Source organism: Spongiibacter sp. (assembly GCF_041602295.1).
Taxonomy (GTDB): domain Bacteria; phylum Pseudomonadota; class Gammaproteobacteria; order Pseudomonadales; family Spongiibacteraceae; genus Spongiibacter.
Genome location: NZ_JBFIGO010000069.1, coordinates 1 through 15,565 on the forward strand (window position 1 = coordinate 1; position 15,565 = coordinate 15,565).

The 15,565-nt window shown below is 56.6% G+C and carries 16 protein-coding genes; 5 read left to right on the forward strand and 11 right to left on the reverse strand.

Features of this window, described 5'->3' with window-relative positions:
- Positions 1-167: 167 nt before the first annotated feature.
- The 8 genes from ccoP to ABYM29_RS11305 form a co-directional block, all read right to left on the reverse strand.
- Positions 168-1,058 carry a cytochrome-c oxidase, cbb3-type subunit III gene (ccoP, locus tag ABYM29_RS11270; RefSeq protein ID WP_372864861.1) on the reverse strand — a complete coding sequence of 297 codons (891 nt, stop codon included), beginning with the start codon at positions 1,056-1,058 and terminating at the stop codon, positions 168-170.
- Positions 1,051-1,221: a cbb3-type cytochrome oxidase subunit 3 gene (locus ABYM29_RS11275; RefSeq protein ID WP_372864862.1), complete on the reverse strand. Its 171-nt coding sequence runs from the start codon at positions 1,219-1,221 to the stop codon at positions 1,051-1,053. The genes ccoP and ABYM29_RS11275 overlap by 8 nt, the downstream gene beginning before the upstream one ends.
- Before the next feature lie 12 nt (positions 1,222-1,233).
- Positions 1,234-1,842, reverse strand: a complete 609-nt coding sequence (gene ccoO, locus ABYM29_RS11280; protein WP_372864863.1) for a cytochrome-c oxidase, cbb3-type subunit II — start codon at positions 1,840-1,842, stop codon at positions 1,234-1,236.
- Positions 1,839-3,272, reverse strand: coding sequence for a cytochrome-c oxidase, cbb3-type subunit I (ccoN, locus tag ABYM29_RS11285; protein WP_372864864.1), 1,434 nt, complete (start codon positions 3,270-3,272; stop codon positions 1,839-1,841). The genes ccoO and ccoN overlap by 4 nt, the downstream gene beginning before the upstream one ends.
- A 185-nt stretch (positions 3,273-3,457) precedes the next feature.
- Positions 3,458-4,057 (reverse strand): Yip1 family protein, encoded by a 600-nt coding sequence (locus ABYM29_RS11290; protein ID WP_372864865.1) that lies wholly within the window; start codon positions 4,055-4,057, stop codon positions 3,458-3,460.
- Positions 4,058-4,161: 104 nt separating this feature from the next.
- Positions 4,162-4,899 (reverse strand): fumarate/nitrate reduction transcriptional regulator Fnr, encoded by a 738-nt coding sequence (fnr, locus tag ABYM29_RS11295; protein ID WP_372864866.1) that lies wholly within the window; start codon positions 4,897-4,899, stop codon positions 4,162-4,164.
- A 122-nt stretch (positions 4,900-5,021) separates the two neighbouring features.
- Entirely contained in the window at positions 5,022-6,413 is a 1,392-nt protein-coding gene (gene hemN / locus ABYM29_RS11300; protein WP_372864867.1) for an oxygen-independent coproporphyrinogen III oxidase, read from the reverse strand.
- Between the two features lie 11 nt (positions 6,414-6,424).
- Positions 6,425-6,997 carry a hemerythrin domain-containing protein gene (locus ABYM29_RS11305; RefSeq protein WP_372864868.1) on the reverse strand — a complete coding sequence of 191 codons (573 nt, stop codon included), beginning with the start codon at positions 6,995-6,997 and terminating at the stop codon, positions 6,425-6,427.
- 277 nt (positions 6,998-7,274) lie between these two features.
- Here ABYM29_RS11305 and ABYM29_RS11310 point away from each other — a divergent pair, with 277 nt between their 5' ends.
- The 5 genes from ABYM29_RS11310 to ABYM29_RS11330 are packed head-to-tail and all read left to right on the forward strand — an operon-like array spanning position 7,275 to position 13,187.
- Positions 7,275-8,537, forward strand: coding sequence for a polysaccharide biosynthesis/export family protein (locus tag ABYM29_RS11310; RefSeq protein WP_372864869.1), 1,263 nt, complete (start codon positions 7,275-7,277; stop codon positions 8,535-8,537).
- 16 nt (positions 8,538-8,553) lie between these two features.
- Positions 8,554-9,960, forward strand: coding sequence for a GumC family protein (locus ABYM29_RS11315; protein WP_372864870.1), 1,407 nt, complete (start codon positions 8,554-8,556; stop codon positions 9,958-9,960).
- On the forward strand, positions 9,900-11,201 hold the full coding sequence (locus ABYM29_RS11320; protein ID WP_372864871.1) for an O-antigen ligase family protein: 1,302 nt from the start codon (positions 9,900-9,902) through the stop codon (positions 11,199-11,201). Before ABYM29_RS11315 ends, ABYM29_RS11320 begins: the two co-directional genes overlap by 61 nt.
- Positions 11,188-12,285 carry a polysaccharide pyruvyl transferase family protein gene (locus ABYM29_RS11325; RefSeq protein WP_372864872.1) on the forward strand — a complete coding sequence of 366 codons (1,098 nt, stop codon included), beginning with the start codon at positions 11,188-11,190 and terminating at the stop codon, positions 12,283-12,285. Before ABYM29_RS11320 ends, ABYM29_RS11325 begins: the two co-directional genes overlap by 14 nt.
- A complete protein-coding gene (locus ABYM29_RS11330) occupies positions 12,282-13,187 on the forward strand; it encodes a glycosyltransferase family 2 protein (RefSeq protein WP_372864873.1) in 906 nt (301 codons plus the stop codon). Before ABYM29_RS11325 ends, ABYM29_RS11330 begins: the two co-directional genes overlap by 4 nt.
- 108 nt (positions 13,188-13,295) lie before the next feature.
- Here ABYM29_RS11330 and ABYM29_RS11335 read toward each other — a convergent pair whose 3' ends face one another.
- From ABYM29_RS11335 to ABYM29_RS11345, 3 genes are all read right to left on the reverse strand, one after another.
- A complete protein-coding gene (locus ABYM29_RS11335) occupies positions 13,296-13,763 on the reverse strand; it encodes a hypothetical protein (protein ID WP_372864874.1) in 468 nt (155 codons plus the stop codon).
- Between the two features lie 372 nt (positions 13,764-14,135).
- Positions 14,136-14,807 (reverse strand): hypothetical protein, encoded by a 672-nt coding sequence (locus ABYM29_RS11340; protein WP_372864875.1) that lies wholly within the window; start codon positions 14,805-14,807, stop codon positions 14,136-14,138.
- Positions 14,808-14,809: 2 nt separating this feature from the next.
- A partial coding sequence (locus ABYM29_RS11345) for a glycosyltransferase (RefSeq protein ID WP_372864876.1) occupies positions 14,810-15,565 on the reverse strand: 756 nt, incomplete at its 5' end.

Sequence of the window (15,565 nt, forward strand, 5' to 3'; positions counted from 1 at the left end):
CGAATACGCTGATAAAAACCCTCAATGGCACGGGTGTAGATCTTCTCGCGCCGTTGATACAAATCCATTTCGGCGACTTCCGCCGGTGCCACAATTTCTACCGCGAGATTCTCCGACGCCGCAGCCTCCCGCTCTCCGCCTACCTGGGCCGGCGTAGTCATCGCGGCTTAGGACTCCTCACCCGCCAGCTGCCACACGTAGGCGCTGAGCAAGTGGATTTTTTCGGCACTAAGACTGTCGGCGTGAGCCGGCATTTTACCGGAGCGGCCATTGGCGATGCTGTGAATAATTTTCCCCGCGTCGCCGCCGTATAGCCAAATAGCGTCATTAAGGCGCGGCGCTCCCAAGACGGTATTACCCTCGCCGCTGGCGCCGTGGCAACCGGCGCAGAGCACGGCGAAATTCTCCCGAGCCGGCCGGTGGCGATCAGCGGTCGCGGCACTGACGTCTCCCAAGCTGATAACATAGGCCGCCATCTCGGCAACACCGCTGTCACCCAACAGCGATTGCCAAGCGGGCATCACGCCGCTGCGACCGCTGTGAATCGACTGGGCAATTTGTTCGGCGCTGCCGCCATACAGCCAGTCGCTGTCGCGCAGGTCGGGAAAGCCGTAGCTGCCACGCGCGTCATTGCCGTGGCAAATGGCACAGTTGTTGGCAAATACTCGCCGGGCAATACGCATCGCCTTCGGGTCGCCAGCCAACTCAACAACGCTGGCCCGCATAAACTCGCTATACAGTGCATCATTGCGCTGCTGCGCGGCCGCCACGTCGCCCTGCCACTGATTTACCGAACTCCAATTCAGCAAACCGGGAAAATTCCCCATACCGGGAAAAGCCAGCAAGTATCCAGCACCAAACACCATGGTCAACACAAACATTTTTATCCACCACGCGGGCATTGGCTTGTCGTACTCTTCAATGCCGTCGTAGATATGCCCTGTCGTCGCGCCCTCTTCCGGCTTGTTAATCTTGCGGTTACTCAGCAGCAGCCAGGCCAGTAACACATAAGAAATCGCCGTCAAAACAATAATCCAGGCGCTCCAAAAATCACTCATCACCGCCCTCCTTCACCGACGACTCAGACTCGACAAAGGGCAGCTTCGCCGCCTCTTCGTAAAAGGCCTTGCGGCTGCGCCGAAACACATTGATGCTGACTCCAAGAAAGGCGATGAACAGCAGGAGCGTCGACAGCGCCCGCAAATTGTCTTGATCAAACATAGTCACCTCGGCTCAACGTCTGTACTTAATAAGCGTGCCCAACTGCTGTAAGTAGGCGACCATTGCGTCAACCTCCTTCTTGCCGCGCAGCAGATCTGCCGCAGCGGCAATATCAGCATCGCTATAGGGCACACCAACCTTACGCAGAGCGGTCATTTTGGCGGCCACCAGTTCAGCATCGACCTCGTCGTGAAACAGCCAGGGGTAGGACGGCATGATCGACTCCGGCACCACATCTCTGGGGTTAAACAGGTGGGCGCGATGCCACTGATCACTGTAGCGCCCACCCAGGCGAGCCAAATCCGGACCGGTGCGCTTGGAACCCCACAAAAAAGGGTGTTCGTAAACATGCTCACCGGCCACCGAATAGTGGCCATAGCGCTCGGTCTCAGAACGCAGCGGTCGCACCATCTGCGAATGGCATACATTGCAGCCCTCGCGGATATAGATATCTCGACCGCTTAGCTGCAGCGCATTAAGTGGCTTCAAGCCGGCGATCGGCTCCGTAGTCTGTTTTTGGAAGAACAGCGGCAGCAACTCGACTAGGGCTCCAAAACTGATCGCCACAATAATCAGCACGATCATCAAGCCAATATTTTTTTCAACGATGTCGTGATTCATGCCTGTGCCCCCGCAGCATTAAGCACTTGCGGTTGGGCTTCGCTGCTATAAATGGTTTTCCATACATTCCACGCCATCAGTAACATGCCGCCGAGGAACATCACGCCGCCGAACAACCGCACGATGTAGCCCGGATGACTGGCCACCACTGATTCAGCAAAGCTGTAAGTCAGGCTGCCATCAACGTTATAGGCCCGCCACATCAATCCTTGAACAATGCCGTTCACCCACATCGAGGCGATGTACAACACGGTGCCGACGGTCGACAACCAGAAGTGAATATTGATCATATTGATACTGTGCATCTGTTTGCGACCAAACAGCACTGGCACCAGGTGATACACCATGCCAATGGAAATCATCGCCACCCAACCGAGTGCGCCCGAGTGCACATGGCCGATGGTCCAATCAGTGTAATGGGACAGTGAATTAACCGTCTTAATCGACATCATCGGCCCCTCAAAGGTCGACATGCCATAGAACGACAGCGACACCACCAGAAAGCGCAGGATCGGGTCAGTGCGCAATTTATGCCAGGCGCCGCTCAGCGTCATCATGCCGTTAATCATGCCGCCCCACGAAGGCGCCAGCAGAATTAATGACATCACCATACCCAGGCTCTGGGCCCAATCTGGCAAGGCGGTGTAGTGCAGGTGATGGGGACCGGCCCAGATATATACCGACACCAATGCCCAGAAATGCACAATGGACAGGCGATAGGAGTACACCGGGCGCTCGGCCTGCTTGGGCACGAAGTAATACATCATGCCGAGAAAGCCCGCGGTCAGAAAAAAGCCCACCGCATTGTGGCCATACCACCACTGAATCATGGCATCCACAGCGCCGGCATAGGCGGAATAGGACTTACCCAAGGTAACGGGAATTGCCGCACTATTAATCACATGCAATACCGCTACCGTGACAATAAAGGCGCCGTAAAACCAATTAGCAACGTAGATATGAGGCGTTTTTCGCCGCGTTATCGTGCCAAAAAACAACAGCGCATAGGCCAGCCACACCACGGTGATCAGAATATCGATTGGCCACTCCAATTCGGCATATTCCTTGCCGCTAGTCATACCCATTGGCAGGGTGACGGCCGCCAGCACAATCACCAGCTGCCATCCCCAAAAGACGAAAGCAGCCAAGCGATTAGACAGCAACGCGGCCTGACAGGTGCGCTGCACGACAAACAGCGATGACCCCATTAACGCGCAGCCGCCGAAGGCGAAGATCACCGCATTGGTATGCAAGGGCCGCAGCCTGCCGAAACTTAACCAGGGAGTATCGAAATTCAGCTGCGGCCAGACCAACTGCGCGGCAATCAATACGCCAACGGCCATACCGACGACGCCCCACAGCACCGTCATAATGGTGAATTGCTGCACCACCTTGTAGTTGTATATTGGATGTTGTTGCGAAGACATCATGACGGCTCACAAACCTCTTTCTAGGCTAGGCACAGTTAGAAACACCAGGCGGTGATGTGCTGGCGGAAGGCATTCTCGCAGCCGTAGGCGGCTGCCATACTGACCCAGATCAAGGAAAGGCTGAACAATATCGCGGCGGGCGGCTAGCACCTCGCCTGCGCTAGGCTAAACCGCCAACAGCGTCACTAATCGGTAAACACCGGCATCATACCCATGTCCCAAAGCACAACGACCGCGCCCATCAGCGCCATAAAAATCACCATGCAAATTGCCGCTACTGCCGATGCATACAAAAAACCGCGCTCTTCGGGAATACCCATTACCAGTGGAATACCGAGGTACAGCAGATATACCGACCAGCCCAGCGCGACGATGCCGAGTGTCAAATCAAACCAGAACAAGGGAAAAAAACCGCAAAGCCCGGCAATAAACAGCGGCGTAGCCGTGTAACCCGCCAACACCATCCCCTTTACCACCGACGAGGAAGCGCCATAGGTTGCCGCCATCCAATGTATCGAATAGCCAATAACCGCCAGCGCGGCGAGCATAGCAAAGTAGAAGGCAATCACAATTTGCAGGGCGCTGTGCTGTGTCAGGCGCACAACGTCGCCATCCCCCACCGTCCACCCTATTTTGCTGGCACCGTAGTACCACGCAACACAGGGACCCAATGCCAGAACAACGGGGTACCACAGCTTTATCGCAAAACTGTGGTCAGCGGCAGTCGCCACCCTCGTCCATTGACCACGGGGACTAAACAGAAATCCAAAGGGGTTGCTCGTCACGACCGGTACTCGATTCAGTGGGATTTGGACACGAGTCTAACCGCTGATGAGTGGGGGGAATTGATCTGCGTCAAGCAGCCAATGATTGCCGTCAGCGCCGACGCTCAAGACTGCACATTGGCCACGGCTTTTAAGCCTTCGACATCCAGCTGGCTGATATCTTTGTTATCAATCGTCAACAATTGCTGTTTGGCGAAACGGCTGAGCACACGACTGACCGTTTCGACGGTGAGGCCCAAAAAACTCGCAATATCGGCTCTGGGCATTGGCAGCCGAAAGGCAGAGGCCGACAACTGGCGGCGCGCCTGGCGAGCGGAAATGCTCACTAACAAAGAGGCCACGCGCTCGTCAGCGGTATTCTTGCTGAGCAGGGTAATATGGCGCTGGTCGTCGACAATTTCACTGCTGAGCAACTTAAAAAAATGGCGCTGCAGATTGGGTAGCTGGCCGCTGAGATCCTCTATTTGCGCAAAGGGAATTTCACAGATAGCCGACACTTCCAAGGACACAGCAGAACTGGCGTAGCGATTCTGACCAATGCCATCCAAGCCAACAATTTCGCCGGGGAAATAAAAGCCCGTCACCTGCTCTTCGCCGGCATCGGTAATACTGTAGGTCTTCACCGCTCCCGAGCGCACCGCAAATACCGAGGTAAAGGCATCACCCTCGCGAAAAATATGGTGGCTTTTTTTCAAGGGGCGACCGCGCTGAACAATATTGTCCAGCTTAACAATCTCGTCACTCTCCAGAGCCAATGGCAAACAGATGGCGCTTAAGCGGCAGTTGTTGCAACTCACTGCCGGGTTGTGGGGGCAGGCTTTCTGCGCATCTGCGGGATGCATGCAATCTCCTTGCATATCACTGGCTATCAATACTGCCGCCATTGAACGCCTTATCAGTTATCGGGTCAAGCACCAAAAGCCCCCTAAAAACAAAAAAACACTTCAAAAACAACAAGATAAAACTATAGCGTGTTTGAGTAAGCACCCTGATGGCTCGGCAGGCTGTCATCAAACAGCATGCAGATATTGCGCAGTAATAGCCTGCCACTGTCGGTAACCCGCAAGGCTTCCTCGTCTAAGGTCACGACACCGTCACGGGCAAATGTCTGCAACGGCACTAATAGATCGGCAAACTTTGACTGAAAATTCACCTGGTAGCGACTGCGCAGCTCACTGAAATTCAAACGCAAATTGCAGGCAAGCTGCATAATGATGTAACGGCGCAACTGATCTTCAGCCGTCAACTCCAGCCCCCGCGCCACCGGAAGATGGCCCTGATCCAACGCCCGATAGTAGTCTTCTAATGACTTATGATTTTGCACATAACAACTGTTTAGGGAGCTGATCGCCGACACGCCCATGGCCAGCACATCCGCCGAATGACAGGTTGAATAGCCCTGAAAATTACGCTGTAGCCGCCCCTGGCGCTGATAGCGCGCCAACTCATCATCGGGTTTAACAAAGTGATCCATACCGATATGGCAATAGCCCGCGGCCCGCAAACGGCGGCCGGCCAGGGCGAAAATACGCAGTTTCTCCTCGCTGTCGGGCATCACATAGCGGTCCATCGATTTTTGCCATTTAAAGCGCGCCGGCATATGTGCGTAGTGGTAGAGAGCAATGCGGTCTGGCGCCATGGCGATCAAGCTATCCAAGGTCTCAGAAAAACTGCTTACCGTCTGCAGCGGCAGCCCATAGATAAGGTCAACGCTGATGGAACGAAAGTTAAATTGGCGCGCCAGGGCAATCAGCTCAGTGATCATCTCGACACTTTGCAGGCGATTGATCGCCCGCTGCACCTCGGCATTGGTGTCCTGCACCCCAAAACTGACGCGGTTAAAACCGAGCCCCTTGAGCAGAGCCAAATAATCGGCATCCACGCAGCGCGGATCCAATTCGATAGAAAATTCCCGCTCCGCGCTGTCGTCCAAGTTAAAGTGACTGGCCAGCTGATGAACCAGCTCCGTCATTTCTGCCTTGTCGAGATAGTTCGGTGTACCGCCGCCAAAGTGCAACTGCGTCACTCGCCGAGATAGACCGACACGCTGCGACAACATCTGCAACTCTCGCTGCAAATAATTGAGGTAGCGACGACTGGCCTGAGGGTCTTTGCTGATCACCTTGTTGCAGGCGCAGTAATAGCAAAGACTGCTGCAGAAGGGGATGTGCACATACAGGGACAGCGGCGAGGGGCTGTTATGAGCCTCCGCCAAAAAGCGCAGGTAGTGCTGTTCAGTGAAGGCTTCACTGAAATTCAACGCCGTGGGGTAAGAGGTATAGCGCGGCCCCTGCACGGCATAACGCCGCACCAGCGCCGCAGGATCATCGGCATCGCGGGCAATCGCTGTGCTCATTTTCCGCCCCACTACTGCACAAAGGCGCCGGCAAAGCCCGGTGCCTGCCGCGGAAAACTCGATAAATACGTCTCTCGCTCACACTGTGCCGCCGGACCTATCTCCAAATCAATTTGCCGCTGAATATGTTGCCAGTCACTCTCGTCAAACAGGGCATCAGCCAGTTGAAAAAGACTGCGTTCCTCGTGGATATGAGAAATCTGCCTGCAGTGGTAATGTTTGCTCAAGCGTATAATCGCCGGTCGGACCGGTTGCTCACTTAAGCGTAATTCAGCGAAAATTAACGACAACTGATCCCCCAATGACTCCAGCATACTGTGGTCGCGCAGGACGTTTTCCACGGCATAGCCATTGACCCCGGGGCTGGCCAACAACTGGCGAAACACGACATCCTCCACCGGGTGGTGCCACACTTCAGGGAAGACTTGAATATAGTCGAGGCTGCGCATCATCATGTCGATGTTGGCCGGCGCATCATGAAAACCAAAATAGTTTTCTATTTCATGATTCAGCTCATAGAGCATGCGCTGCATACGCTGATGATCGGCTTCCAACTGTTCAAGAATGGGGTGCATGGCTGACATTTCCGCGACTCATTTCCCGCCACTTTACGCCAGCCCGCCTCGCTCTCGCTTGATCCACGTCAAGGCCAAGTGCAATGGGCAAGGGTGCCGATCCGCCTCCCCCAAACTGCCTCGCAATTTGCAAGCCGATTCGCAATTTGCAAACCGCAAGTCCACAAGCCCACCAGAAACAAGGCTTAGCCATTGTTTTTATTACTCTTTTTATTTAACCAGCAAGTGGCACGAGCTGTGCAATTAACAAGGCACACAGCGACATTCTTAAACGGAAAGACACGCCATGACCAGCCACCGGATGCATAGAAGCGCGGCCCGAGCCGCCATCACCAGCCTACTGCTAGGCAGCCTCATAGGCTGTGCCGGTCACGCTGCCGGGCGACATCAGCCCCTGAACTATCAAGCCGCTGACGACGCCGCTCACATCGTCACCGATGAGCACAGCCGCCGACTGACCGACCGCTGTGCAGCCAACGCCACCTACTTTGCCGGCAATCAGGATCACTTCAGCGTCGACCAACCGCTACCCGCCTCCTTTCGCAACCCCGGCAGCCCGCGCACCACCACAGTGGCGAGCCGCCGCCTGCTGCCGCTGTCTCCCGGCGACAAAATTGAAGTGCTGATTCACGAAGGTGAGGAGTTCAGCGGCGAGTATTTGGTCAATCACGACGGCAGTATCGAACTGCCCTATCTACCGCCCATTCAGGTTGTTGGCCTGGACACCGAAGAAGTTGAAACCCGCTTGAGCCTGCAATTAATAGAAAAGCAGATCTTTCTCGCCCACACTCTGCGACTGAGTGTGCGCCCCATGCAGTGGGCGCCGGTGATGGTATCGGTTTCCGGCGCGGTGTATCAGCCCGGCCGCGTGCTCATCAATGATTTGCTGCCGCAGCAAACCGATGAAAACAAAACCGCGATTACCGGCGACTACCCCACTAAGCGGTTTCTCAGCGAAGCGCTGCGCGCCGCCGCCGGTGTTCGCCCCGATGCGCGGGTAGATAAAGTCATACTGATTCGCGACGGCTGGCAGCAGGAAGTCAATCTGGCGGGTATTTTCTCCGGCCACAGCAGCAATGACGTGCCACTGATTGCCGGTGACCAGATCATCGTGCCCAGCGCAGGCTGCCTGCAATCGCAACTGATTCGTCCTACGCAAATTACGCCTAAAGGTGTGCGGGTCTTCATCTCCAACCTGACCGATACCGCCCGCAACAATGCCGCCGCCGCGGTGGGCAAATACGCCAGCAGCATGCCCTATGGCAGTCGCCTCCTCGAAGCGGTAGTCTCAGGTAACTGCACCGGCGGCACGCGCATGACCAACTCCTCACGCTATGTGGTGCTGGTGGGCAACAATCCTCTGACGGGCAAGTCCGAAGTGATTGAGCGCAATATCGAAGAGCTGTTGCGCAACCCCGACGCGCCGGGTCTGAATCCCTATCTCTTGCCCAATGACACCGTAAGCTGCTATGACTCAACCTTAAATAACATAAGAGATATCGCCCGCGCCGTGGTAGAAATCGCCTCGCCCCTTTCTATCTTGCGCTAAGCGGAGTAAATCAGCCATGTCACCGACCATCGACCAGCGCCGCGCCCCAGTGCCCTATGCGCCCCCGGCAGACCGCCCCCGGTGGACCCGATACATCATCGTCGGCAGCTTGGCACTGCTGGCCATTTGGGGCATGGTCGCGCTGTATATTCTGTCGCCGCCACAGTACGTCAGCAAATTCGCCTTCGTACTGCCCGGCAAATCCGGCGGCGCCAAGGTCAACCTGCAAAGTATCGGCGAAGCCAGCACCAGCAGCACCTCGCCCTTTGGTACCAAGGGCATCAACCCGCGGGTCAATTACAAGGAAATGCTGCTCAGCGACACCGTCATTGGCACCGCCGCCAAGGCCCTGCAAATCGACTACGCCGATTTTGGCAAACCGGTCATCAAACTCGTCGACGAGACCGCTATCATCCAGGTCGCGGTTAAAAGCGGCAGCCCGGAGCACGCACAGCGCAAGTCGACAGCGTTGGTGGAATCGTTTAACGAGCGCATCGCCGAGCTGCGCCGCGATGAATTGCAGCGCCGCGAAGAAGGGATTGCCCAGGCCCTGTCGATATACCAGCAACGGCTGGACGAAGCCCAGCGTGCGCTGATCGAGCACAAACAAACCTCCGAATATGTATCGGGCCGCCAATACGAAGAGTTGAGCATGCGCCTGGAGCGTATCAAGGGTGACCGCGTAGGCGCCCTCGCTGAGCGCGATCAGGTCAGTGGCTATGTCGCCCAGTTGGCGCGCAACCTGGGCATTACCCCGCAACTGGCCGCCAGTGCCTTTATTCTCAACGCCGACCAGCAATTTCGCGAGCATCTGGCCAATTACCAGACGGCCACCACCACGCTGGCGGTGTACCGCAGCAAGTGGGGCGAAGGCCATCCTGCCGTAATTAAGGAAGGCGCCAAGCAAGACAGCACCCTCGACGCCCTGCAGCAACGCAGCTTCACTCTGGTCGGCCACCGCGATATGAATACCATCAAGCTGATCAGCCTGAACGAATCCGGTGAAAATGCCGGTTTATTTCAAGACCTGCTGATGTCGTTTGCAAAAATTGAAGGGCTGGTCGGCAAAATCAAACAGCTGGACGGCGCCATTACCCAGCACGGTGTCAGCCTAAAACGCTTTGCCGAAGAAGCCGCAACGCTGGATGAGCTGGAGAGAAACTACGAAATTGCCGAAGCGGTCTACACTTCAGCAGTCACCCAGATCGACACCAGCAAGGCAGACATCTTCGCCTCCTACCCCTTGGTACAGGTACTGGCGGCACCGTCGCTACCCAGCCGCCCCGCCTCGCCCAACAAAGTACTCGCCATTGTCGGCGGTGTGATGGGCAGTGGCATGGCCTTTTTCGGATTATTCCTGCTATGGAAGCGCAAGCAATTACTCCAGACAATATTATCGAAAAGTGGATTTGGTACGCTTTAATCCTGACCTATCCCTTTTACGTATTAGGCGCGGTGTATATCGTCGCGCCGGTTTTGGGCTGGCTGCTACTCGGCTACTGGGCCTACAATCTATGGCTGCCCGCGCCGATGCGTGCCCGCAGTATTCAGGTCGAACCCCATCCGGTGGTCATGCTGTGGGTCGCTGGCATGCTGGTCATGGAGGTCGCCCTGGTGTTTGGCCATATGGACTTCTACCTCGGCATTCCCGCCACCATCAAATCGACCATCGGCTGGGCCAAGGGCTGGGCGCTGCTGGCGGTCTTTATCATGATTGGTGCCACCCTGCCGATACGGCCGGAGCTGGTCTATCGCGCCTGTTGTGTGATTTGCCTGCACACCCTGATACTGATTCCGCTCTTCGTGGTCGCTGCCTACACACCGATTCCCGGCACCATTTACATCTCCCCCTTGAAAGCCATCGGCGGGCCGGGGCCGGAATTCTTCGAGTTCCAACTCTACGGTATTAACCCCGAATCCCTGGGGCCTCGCTGGCGTTTCTTTACCCCCTGGGCACCTGCCGCCGGCCTGCTGGCCAATTTTTATCTGGTGTTTGCCCTTCAGGAAAAAAATATCCGCTGGCGCTGGATCGGCATCATTGGCAGTGTCGCCATGGTATTGATGTGCCAATCGCGTGCCGGCTTGGTGGCAATGCTGTTTGTATCTCCCGCGGTATGGGTGATCTCGAGACTCAACTCCCCTGTTCTGTGGTTGGGCGGTGGCATCGGCCTGTCGGCAATGGCGGTGGTGGCAACCCAGCTGATGGCACTGGCGGAGTCGTCCGTGGAAGAGTTTAAATCCGCCCGCGCCGGCTCCAGCCGCGTGCGCGCGGCGCTGGCACGCATCGCTCTGCAGCGCTGGCGCGATGAAGCGCCAATATGGGGCCACGGCGTCGTCGAGCGCGGCCCTCACCTGGTCGAGTACATGCCCATAGGCTCCCACCACAGCTGGTATGGCTTACTGTTCGTCAAAGGCATTGTCGGCTTTTTCGCGCTGGCCATTCCCATGGCCGTCACCCTGGCACTGCTGGTGGCGAAAGCACAACGCTGCGCGACATCCAGAGCTGCACTATGCTGCCTACTTATTCTTTTCATGTTTAGCTTTGGCGAGAACCTCGAAATTCTCGCCTACCTCTTTTGGCCCGCGCTGGTGTTGATCGGTATCGCTTTCCGTTCGGACACCATCGCCAAAACAGTGGACGCCAATCAGTATGCAAAATCTTGATGCCCTGCTCGTCGGTTTTTACGGCATGCAAAACACCGGCGACGATATGCTCATGGCCGCCGCCGCCGCAGGGGCTCGGCAGTTGTTCGACGCGAGAAAAATAGGCACAACGGCCGCCAAAGGCAGCGCTGCGCCGCACCTGCAAGGACTGGAGTGTATTCAGAGCCGCCAGCAGCGTTTCAAAGGCCAGGACCGGATGCTTAAATATCTCGGTGCCCTGCGCAGCCGCCATATCATTATCGGCGGCGGATCGGTATTCCACACCGCCAAGGATATCGACCAGAAAAGCCACTACCTGAGGCTTGCCGGCTCGCGCAGCCATATTGCCGCCGGTGTCGGCCTGGGCCCCTTTGTGAATAGCGCGGCGGAGAAAGCCTGCGCCAAGTTCCTCAACCAGTGCAGTTTTACTGGCCTGCGGGACCGCGAGAGTTTTGATATCGCCCAAAGTATCGCTCCACAAGCCAATATTGCCCTAACCTTTGACCTCGCCCCGGGGCTGCGCTTTGATCACGCCTTTCAAGCCGCCATCGCCGACCAACGCGACAATGCCATTGGCGTTGCCCTATGCCCGGTAGAGCGCTTTAGCGGCGAGCCCGAACGCGAAACACAGCGACTGGTTCAGCTTGCGCAAGTGCTTCGCCAACACCACGCGCACAGCGGCGCAAAAATTCGTCTCATCGATTTCAATGGCCACCCCGATATCGGCGACAATGCCGTCCACACCGAGCTAGCCGCACTGCTCGAAGGCCTGCCGGTGACGGTTATCCCCTACAACCCCAACCCCTATGCGGCCATTCACGAGATCAGCAAATTGCGCGGCATCATCGCCATGCGGCTGCACGCGGCGATCTTCGCCTATTTGAGCCAGACACCCTGCGTGAATTTGAACTACCACCCCAAGTGCCACAACTGGTGCAGGGATATCGGCCAGCACGAACACAACACCGCCGACAGCGCCAACATCGACAACAACGCCGTGCAAAACGCGCTCGACGAAATCTGGCAGGGTGCCTACCGCGCGCCCTCACTCAGTATCCAAGATGCCTGCAACCGAGCCCAAAGCAACTGGAGGGCCCTGCCATGAATGAGCCAATGTTTTCCGTGGTCATACCGCTGTACAACAAGGCCGCCCATATCGCCGACACACTCCGCACCGTGCTGGCACAGCGCGACCGCGACTTTGAGATCCTGGTTGTCGACGACGGCTCCTCCGACAATGGCCCCGCCATCGTCGAACAACTGCAACAAAGCAGCCCACAGCTGCAGCTGCTGCGTCAAACCAACGGCGGCGTTTCCAAGGCGCGCAACACCGGCATCGACCATGCCTGCGGCCAATACCTGTGTTTTTTAGATGGCGACGACCAGTGGCATGAAAACTTTCTCGGCGAAATGCGCAGCCTGATCAGCGCCTTCCCCGACGCCGGCGCCTATTCCTGCGCCTATGCCCACCGCTTTGCCGACGGCCGCGACCTCGCGGTGGCGCCCCGCTTCCCGCGCCAACAGCGCCACCAGCAGCAGTTCAGCTACGACTTCTTTGCCGTCGCCAGTCGCGGCGAGCTGCCGATCATGCCGTCGAGCTGCTGCATTCCCCGCCACGTGCTGGAGCAGTGTGGCGGCTTTCCAGAGGGCGAGCCCATTGGCGAAGACCAGGACCTGTGGATACGCATCGCCTACCGCTACCCCCTGGCCTATTCCCGCAAAATTTTTTGCTACTACCTGCAAGACGCCGAAAACCGCGCCTGCATCAGCAATATCCCCAGTGAAGAATGCCCCTTCAGCCAGCGCCTGCAACAGCACGCCCTGCACAGTGGCGACCCACGGCGCAAGGACATGCTGCGCATGACTGCCAACCACCTACTGCATCTGGCCCAATTGAATATCCTCGCCGGCAATCGCGATGCTGCGCGGCAGCTACTGGCCGAGCCGCGCTGCTGGTTGCTACCCAAACGGCTGTTGAAGTGGCAGCTTAAAATGCGTCTACATTAGTCAAAGGCTGGTATAAAGAAGGGAGCGAGCCACTCATCGTGGGCAACTGAAACAGCGACCAGGCCGCCGTAATCACAGGGCATACTACGCGGAGAAAATACCGACCTGTTAATCCTTAAACTCAAAACCGCTAAGCAGCGCCTCTGACTGTTCGACCGACTGCTCATAGGATTCACAGAGATAGTCGTGAAACGACAGTGCAACAAAGGCGCCGTTGCGCCGCATGAATTTAGTATAAATGCGAAACTTGCTGCCAGCCGCAAAGGCATCCACTTCAACGTACTGCACATCGCCTTCCAGGCTCTGCCTTTCAACGGGGTAGACAAAGTTATTGTTAGCGCCCTCATTCCCCGACCCTGCGGCTTCCTCAAGGCCTTGCTTGATATTCTGCAAACTACTGCTGGCCCAATCCTCGACGGGATAATCGCCAGATATCCTGAAATTATCGATAAAAATCGCCAGCTGACTGCCCGGCAGGCTAGCCCTGACCCCGCCCGGCGTTCTCTCAAACTGCCAGGCATCGGAAATTTTAAGTGACCAGTCATCGGTCACCATCTCTACAAGTTTCTCACTCACCACATCATCCTTTTGACCTTCGGCAGCAACTGCACAGCCCATTAAGAGCAGCGCAAAAACAACAAACAACGGCTGTCTCTTCATCTTATCACCACGGCCCCCTCTCTCAGACAAAGGTGTACCTTCAACTCAAAAAATTTGAGGTTAATTGAAGAATTACAGGCAGGGTCGGGCAGGACTAGGCCGGAAGACATGTTCCCTTTGTACGCGTAAAACGCCATTTCGCTCGATGATAACCGCATGGCGCAGTTTTTGAATCACGTAGATGCGTTAGCACGGGAATAAAGGGATGCCGGCGGCGGTAAAATGCACCGCGCGTCGGTGATGCGACTCTCTTTGACGAAAGGGTAATGCCCAAAATAGCCGGGCAGTCTAGGTCTGACCTTGGCTGTCGATCACCTGACTGATGCTGCGGCGCGCCATATCGAAGCTGAATTGCAGCCACAGGCAAATGCCCAATAACTTAAAGCCATCTTCAATCACCAGCGCCGCCAGTTGTCTGTCGTCCAATAAACTGTCGCTCAGTACCGATATCACCCAGCAGATTACCGCCGGCAGTGCAAAGATAAAGGAGCCGGCAATCGACCGGCGAAACAGCATTAATACGGCCATCACGACGCCGCCAATGAAAGCTTGGGTGAAGAATTCCGGTATGCCCAGCACCAGCAGAAACAGGCCCTCGTGCAAAAGGAAGGCATCATCGGCCAGTAGCAAGAGGCTGCAACAGGCCAGCCAGAAGCTGGTGCTTGCCCGACGCGGCCCGGCGTTGTAGTGCTTGCGCAGGGCCACCGCCAATAACGACACGCCCGCCGCCATCGCCAGCAGTACACTGCCCAAGGTAGACAGGGCGCCGATCAACCAACCGCGCTTGGCACTCAGGGCTGCGTCATCACTGAGTTCGGCAAGGCTCAAGCCGGTGTAATGGCTGGCGACCAGGGCCAGCAGCAAGGCCGCCAGACTCATCGCCAACGGCGCGGCCAAGCGCCCGAGGCCGGGCATCTCGAACACCTGTCGTCGTTTGATCACTAACTTAGCATTGACCATGATTACGCCGCCGCCATAACCCGTTGTTCTAGGGCACTGTATAGATGAGTGGGCAGACAGCTCAACAAGACTGTGCACCCAGTGGTAAGCGCTGTGCGACCGAATTCCTTACCCGCGATACGAATATCTGAGCGATAGGCTCGCGCCAGCAATTTGCGCGCGCTGGCGCCGTCGCGAGACTGCACCGCGCGCCGCGCCAAATAACGGTATTGGTAGGCGCGAGCCAGCGACTCCCAGCGGGCGATAAAGCCGGGGTCGATACGGCGATTGCACTCCACCGAGCGCTCCCAAGAGGCCAGTTGATTTTGCCAGTTTGCCGACAGGCCCTCGCCGTTAACGCGATACAACGTCAGCGCTTGGTCGATACCGGCAAACTCCCAATCCGTCGACAAAGCAATTCTCAGCCAACACTCCACATCTTCAGATTGACGAAAACTTTCGTCGAAATACATTGCGCCATAATGGCCGTGTTCAGGACGAAGAAACTCGATGGCTTTCAGGGTCTCCCGGCGAATTACCGGCGCCGAACCATTACCCACCGGGTTGCGGCAAAAAATATCGGCCGCCGTCACCGCCTCGCACTTCGGTGTTTGGCCGATGCTCATCAACTCACCGCTTTCATCCATAAACTGCGAGGCGCTGTAACTGACTCCCACCGAGGGATTGGCACGCAAATGCGCCACATGCATTTCCAGTTTTTCTGGACGCCACATGTCGTCTGAGTCGAGAAAGGCAATATAGTCGCCGCTGGCGCGACA

Coding starts and splice junctions, on each gene's coding strand:
- ccoP (WP_372864861.1), bottom strand. CDS start 1,058: ATGAGTGATTTTTGGAGCGCCTGGATTATTGTTTTGACGGCGATTTCT.
- ABYM29_RS11275 (WP_372864862.1), bottom strand. CDS start 1,221: ATGTTTGATCAAGACAATTTGCGGGCGCTGTCGACGCTCCTGCTGTTC.
- ccoO (WP_372864863.1), bottom strand. CDS start 1,842: ATGAATCACGACATCGTTGAAAAAAATATTGGCTTGATGATCGTGCTG.
- ccoN (WP_372864864.1), bottom strand. CDS start 3,272: ATGATGTCTTCGCAACAACATCCAATATACAACTACAAGGTGGTGCAG.
- fnr (WP_372864866.1), bottom strand. CDS start 4,899: ATGCATCCCGCAGATGCGCAGAAAGCCTGCCCCCACAACCCGGCAGTG.
- hemN (WP_372864867.1), bottom strand. CDS start 6,413: ATGAGCACAGCGATTGCCCGCGATGCCGATGATCCTGCGGCGCTGGTG.
- ABYM29_RS11305 (WP_372864868.1), bottom strand. CDS start 6,997: ATGTCAGCCATGCACCCCATTCTTGAACAGTTGGAAGCCGATCATCAG.
- ABYM29_RS11310 (WP_372864869.1), top strand. CDS start 7,275: ATGACCAGCCACCGGATGCATAGAAGCGCGGCCCGAGCCGCCATCACC.
- ABYM29_RS11315 (WP_372864870.1), top strand. CDS start 8,554: ATGTCACCGACCATCGACCAGCGCCGCGCCCCAGTGCCCTATGCGCCC.
- ABYM29_RS11320 (WP_372864871.1), top strand. CDS start 9,900: ATGGAAGCGCAAGCAATTACTCCAGACAATATTATCGAAAAGTGGATT.
- ABYM29_RS11325 (WP_372864872.1), top strand. CDS start 11,188: ATGCAAAATCTTGATGCCCTGCTCGTCGGTTTTTACGGCATGCAAAAC.
- ABYM29_RS11330 (WP_372864873.1), top strand. CDS start 12,282: ATGAATGAGCCAATGTTTTCCGTGGTCATACCGCTGTACAACAAGGCC.
- ABYM29_RS11340 (WP_372864875.1), bottom strand. CDS start 14,807: ATGGTCAATGCTAAGTTAGTGATCAAACGACGACAGGTGTTCGAGATG.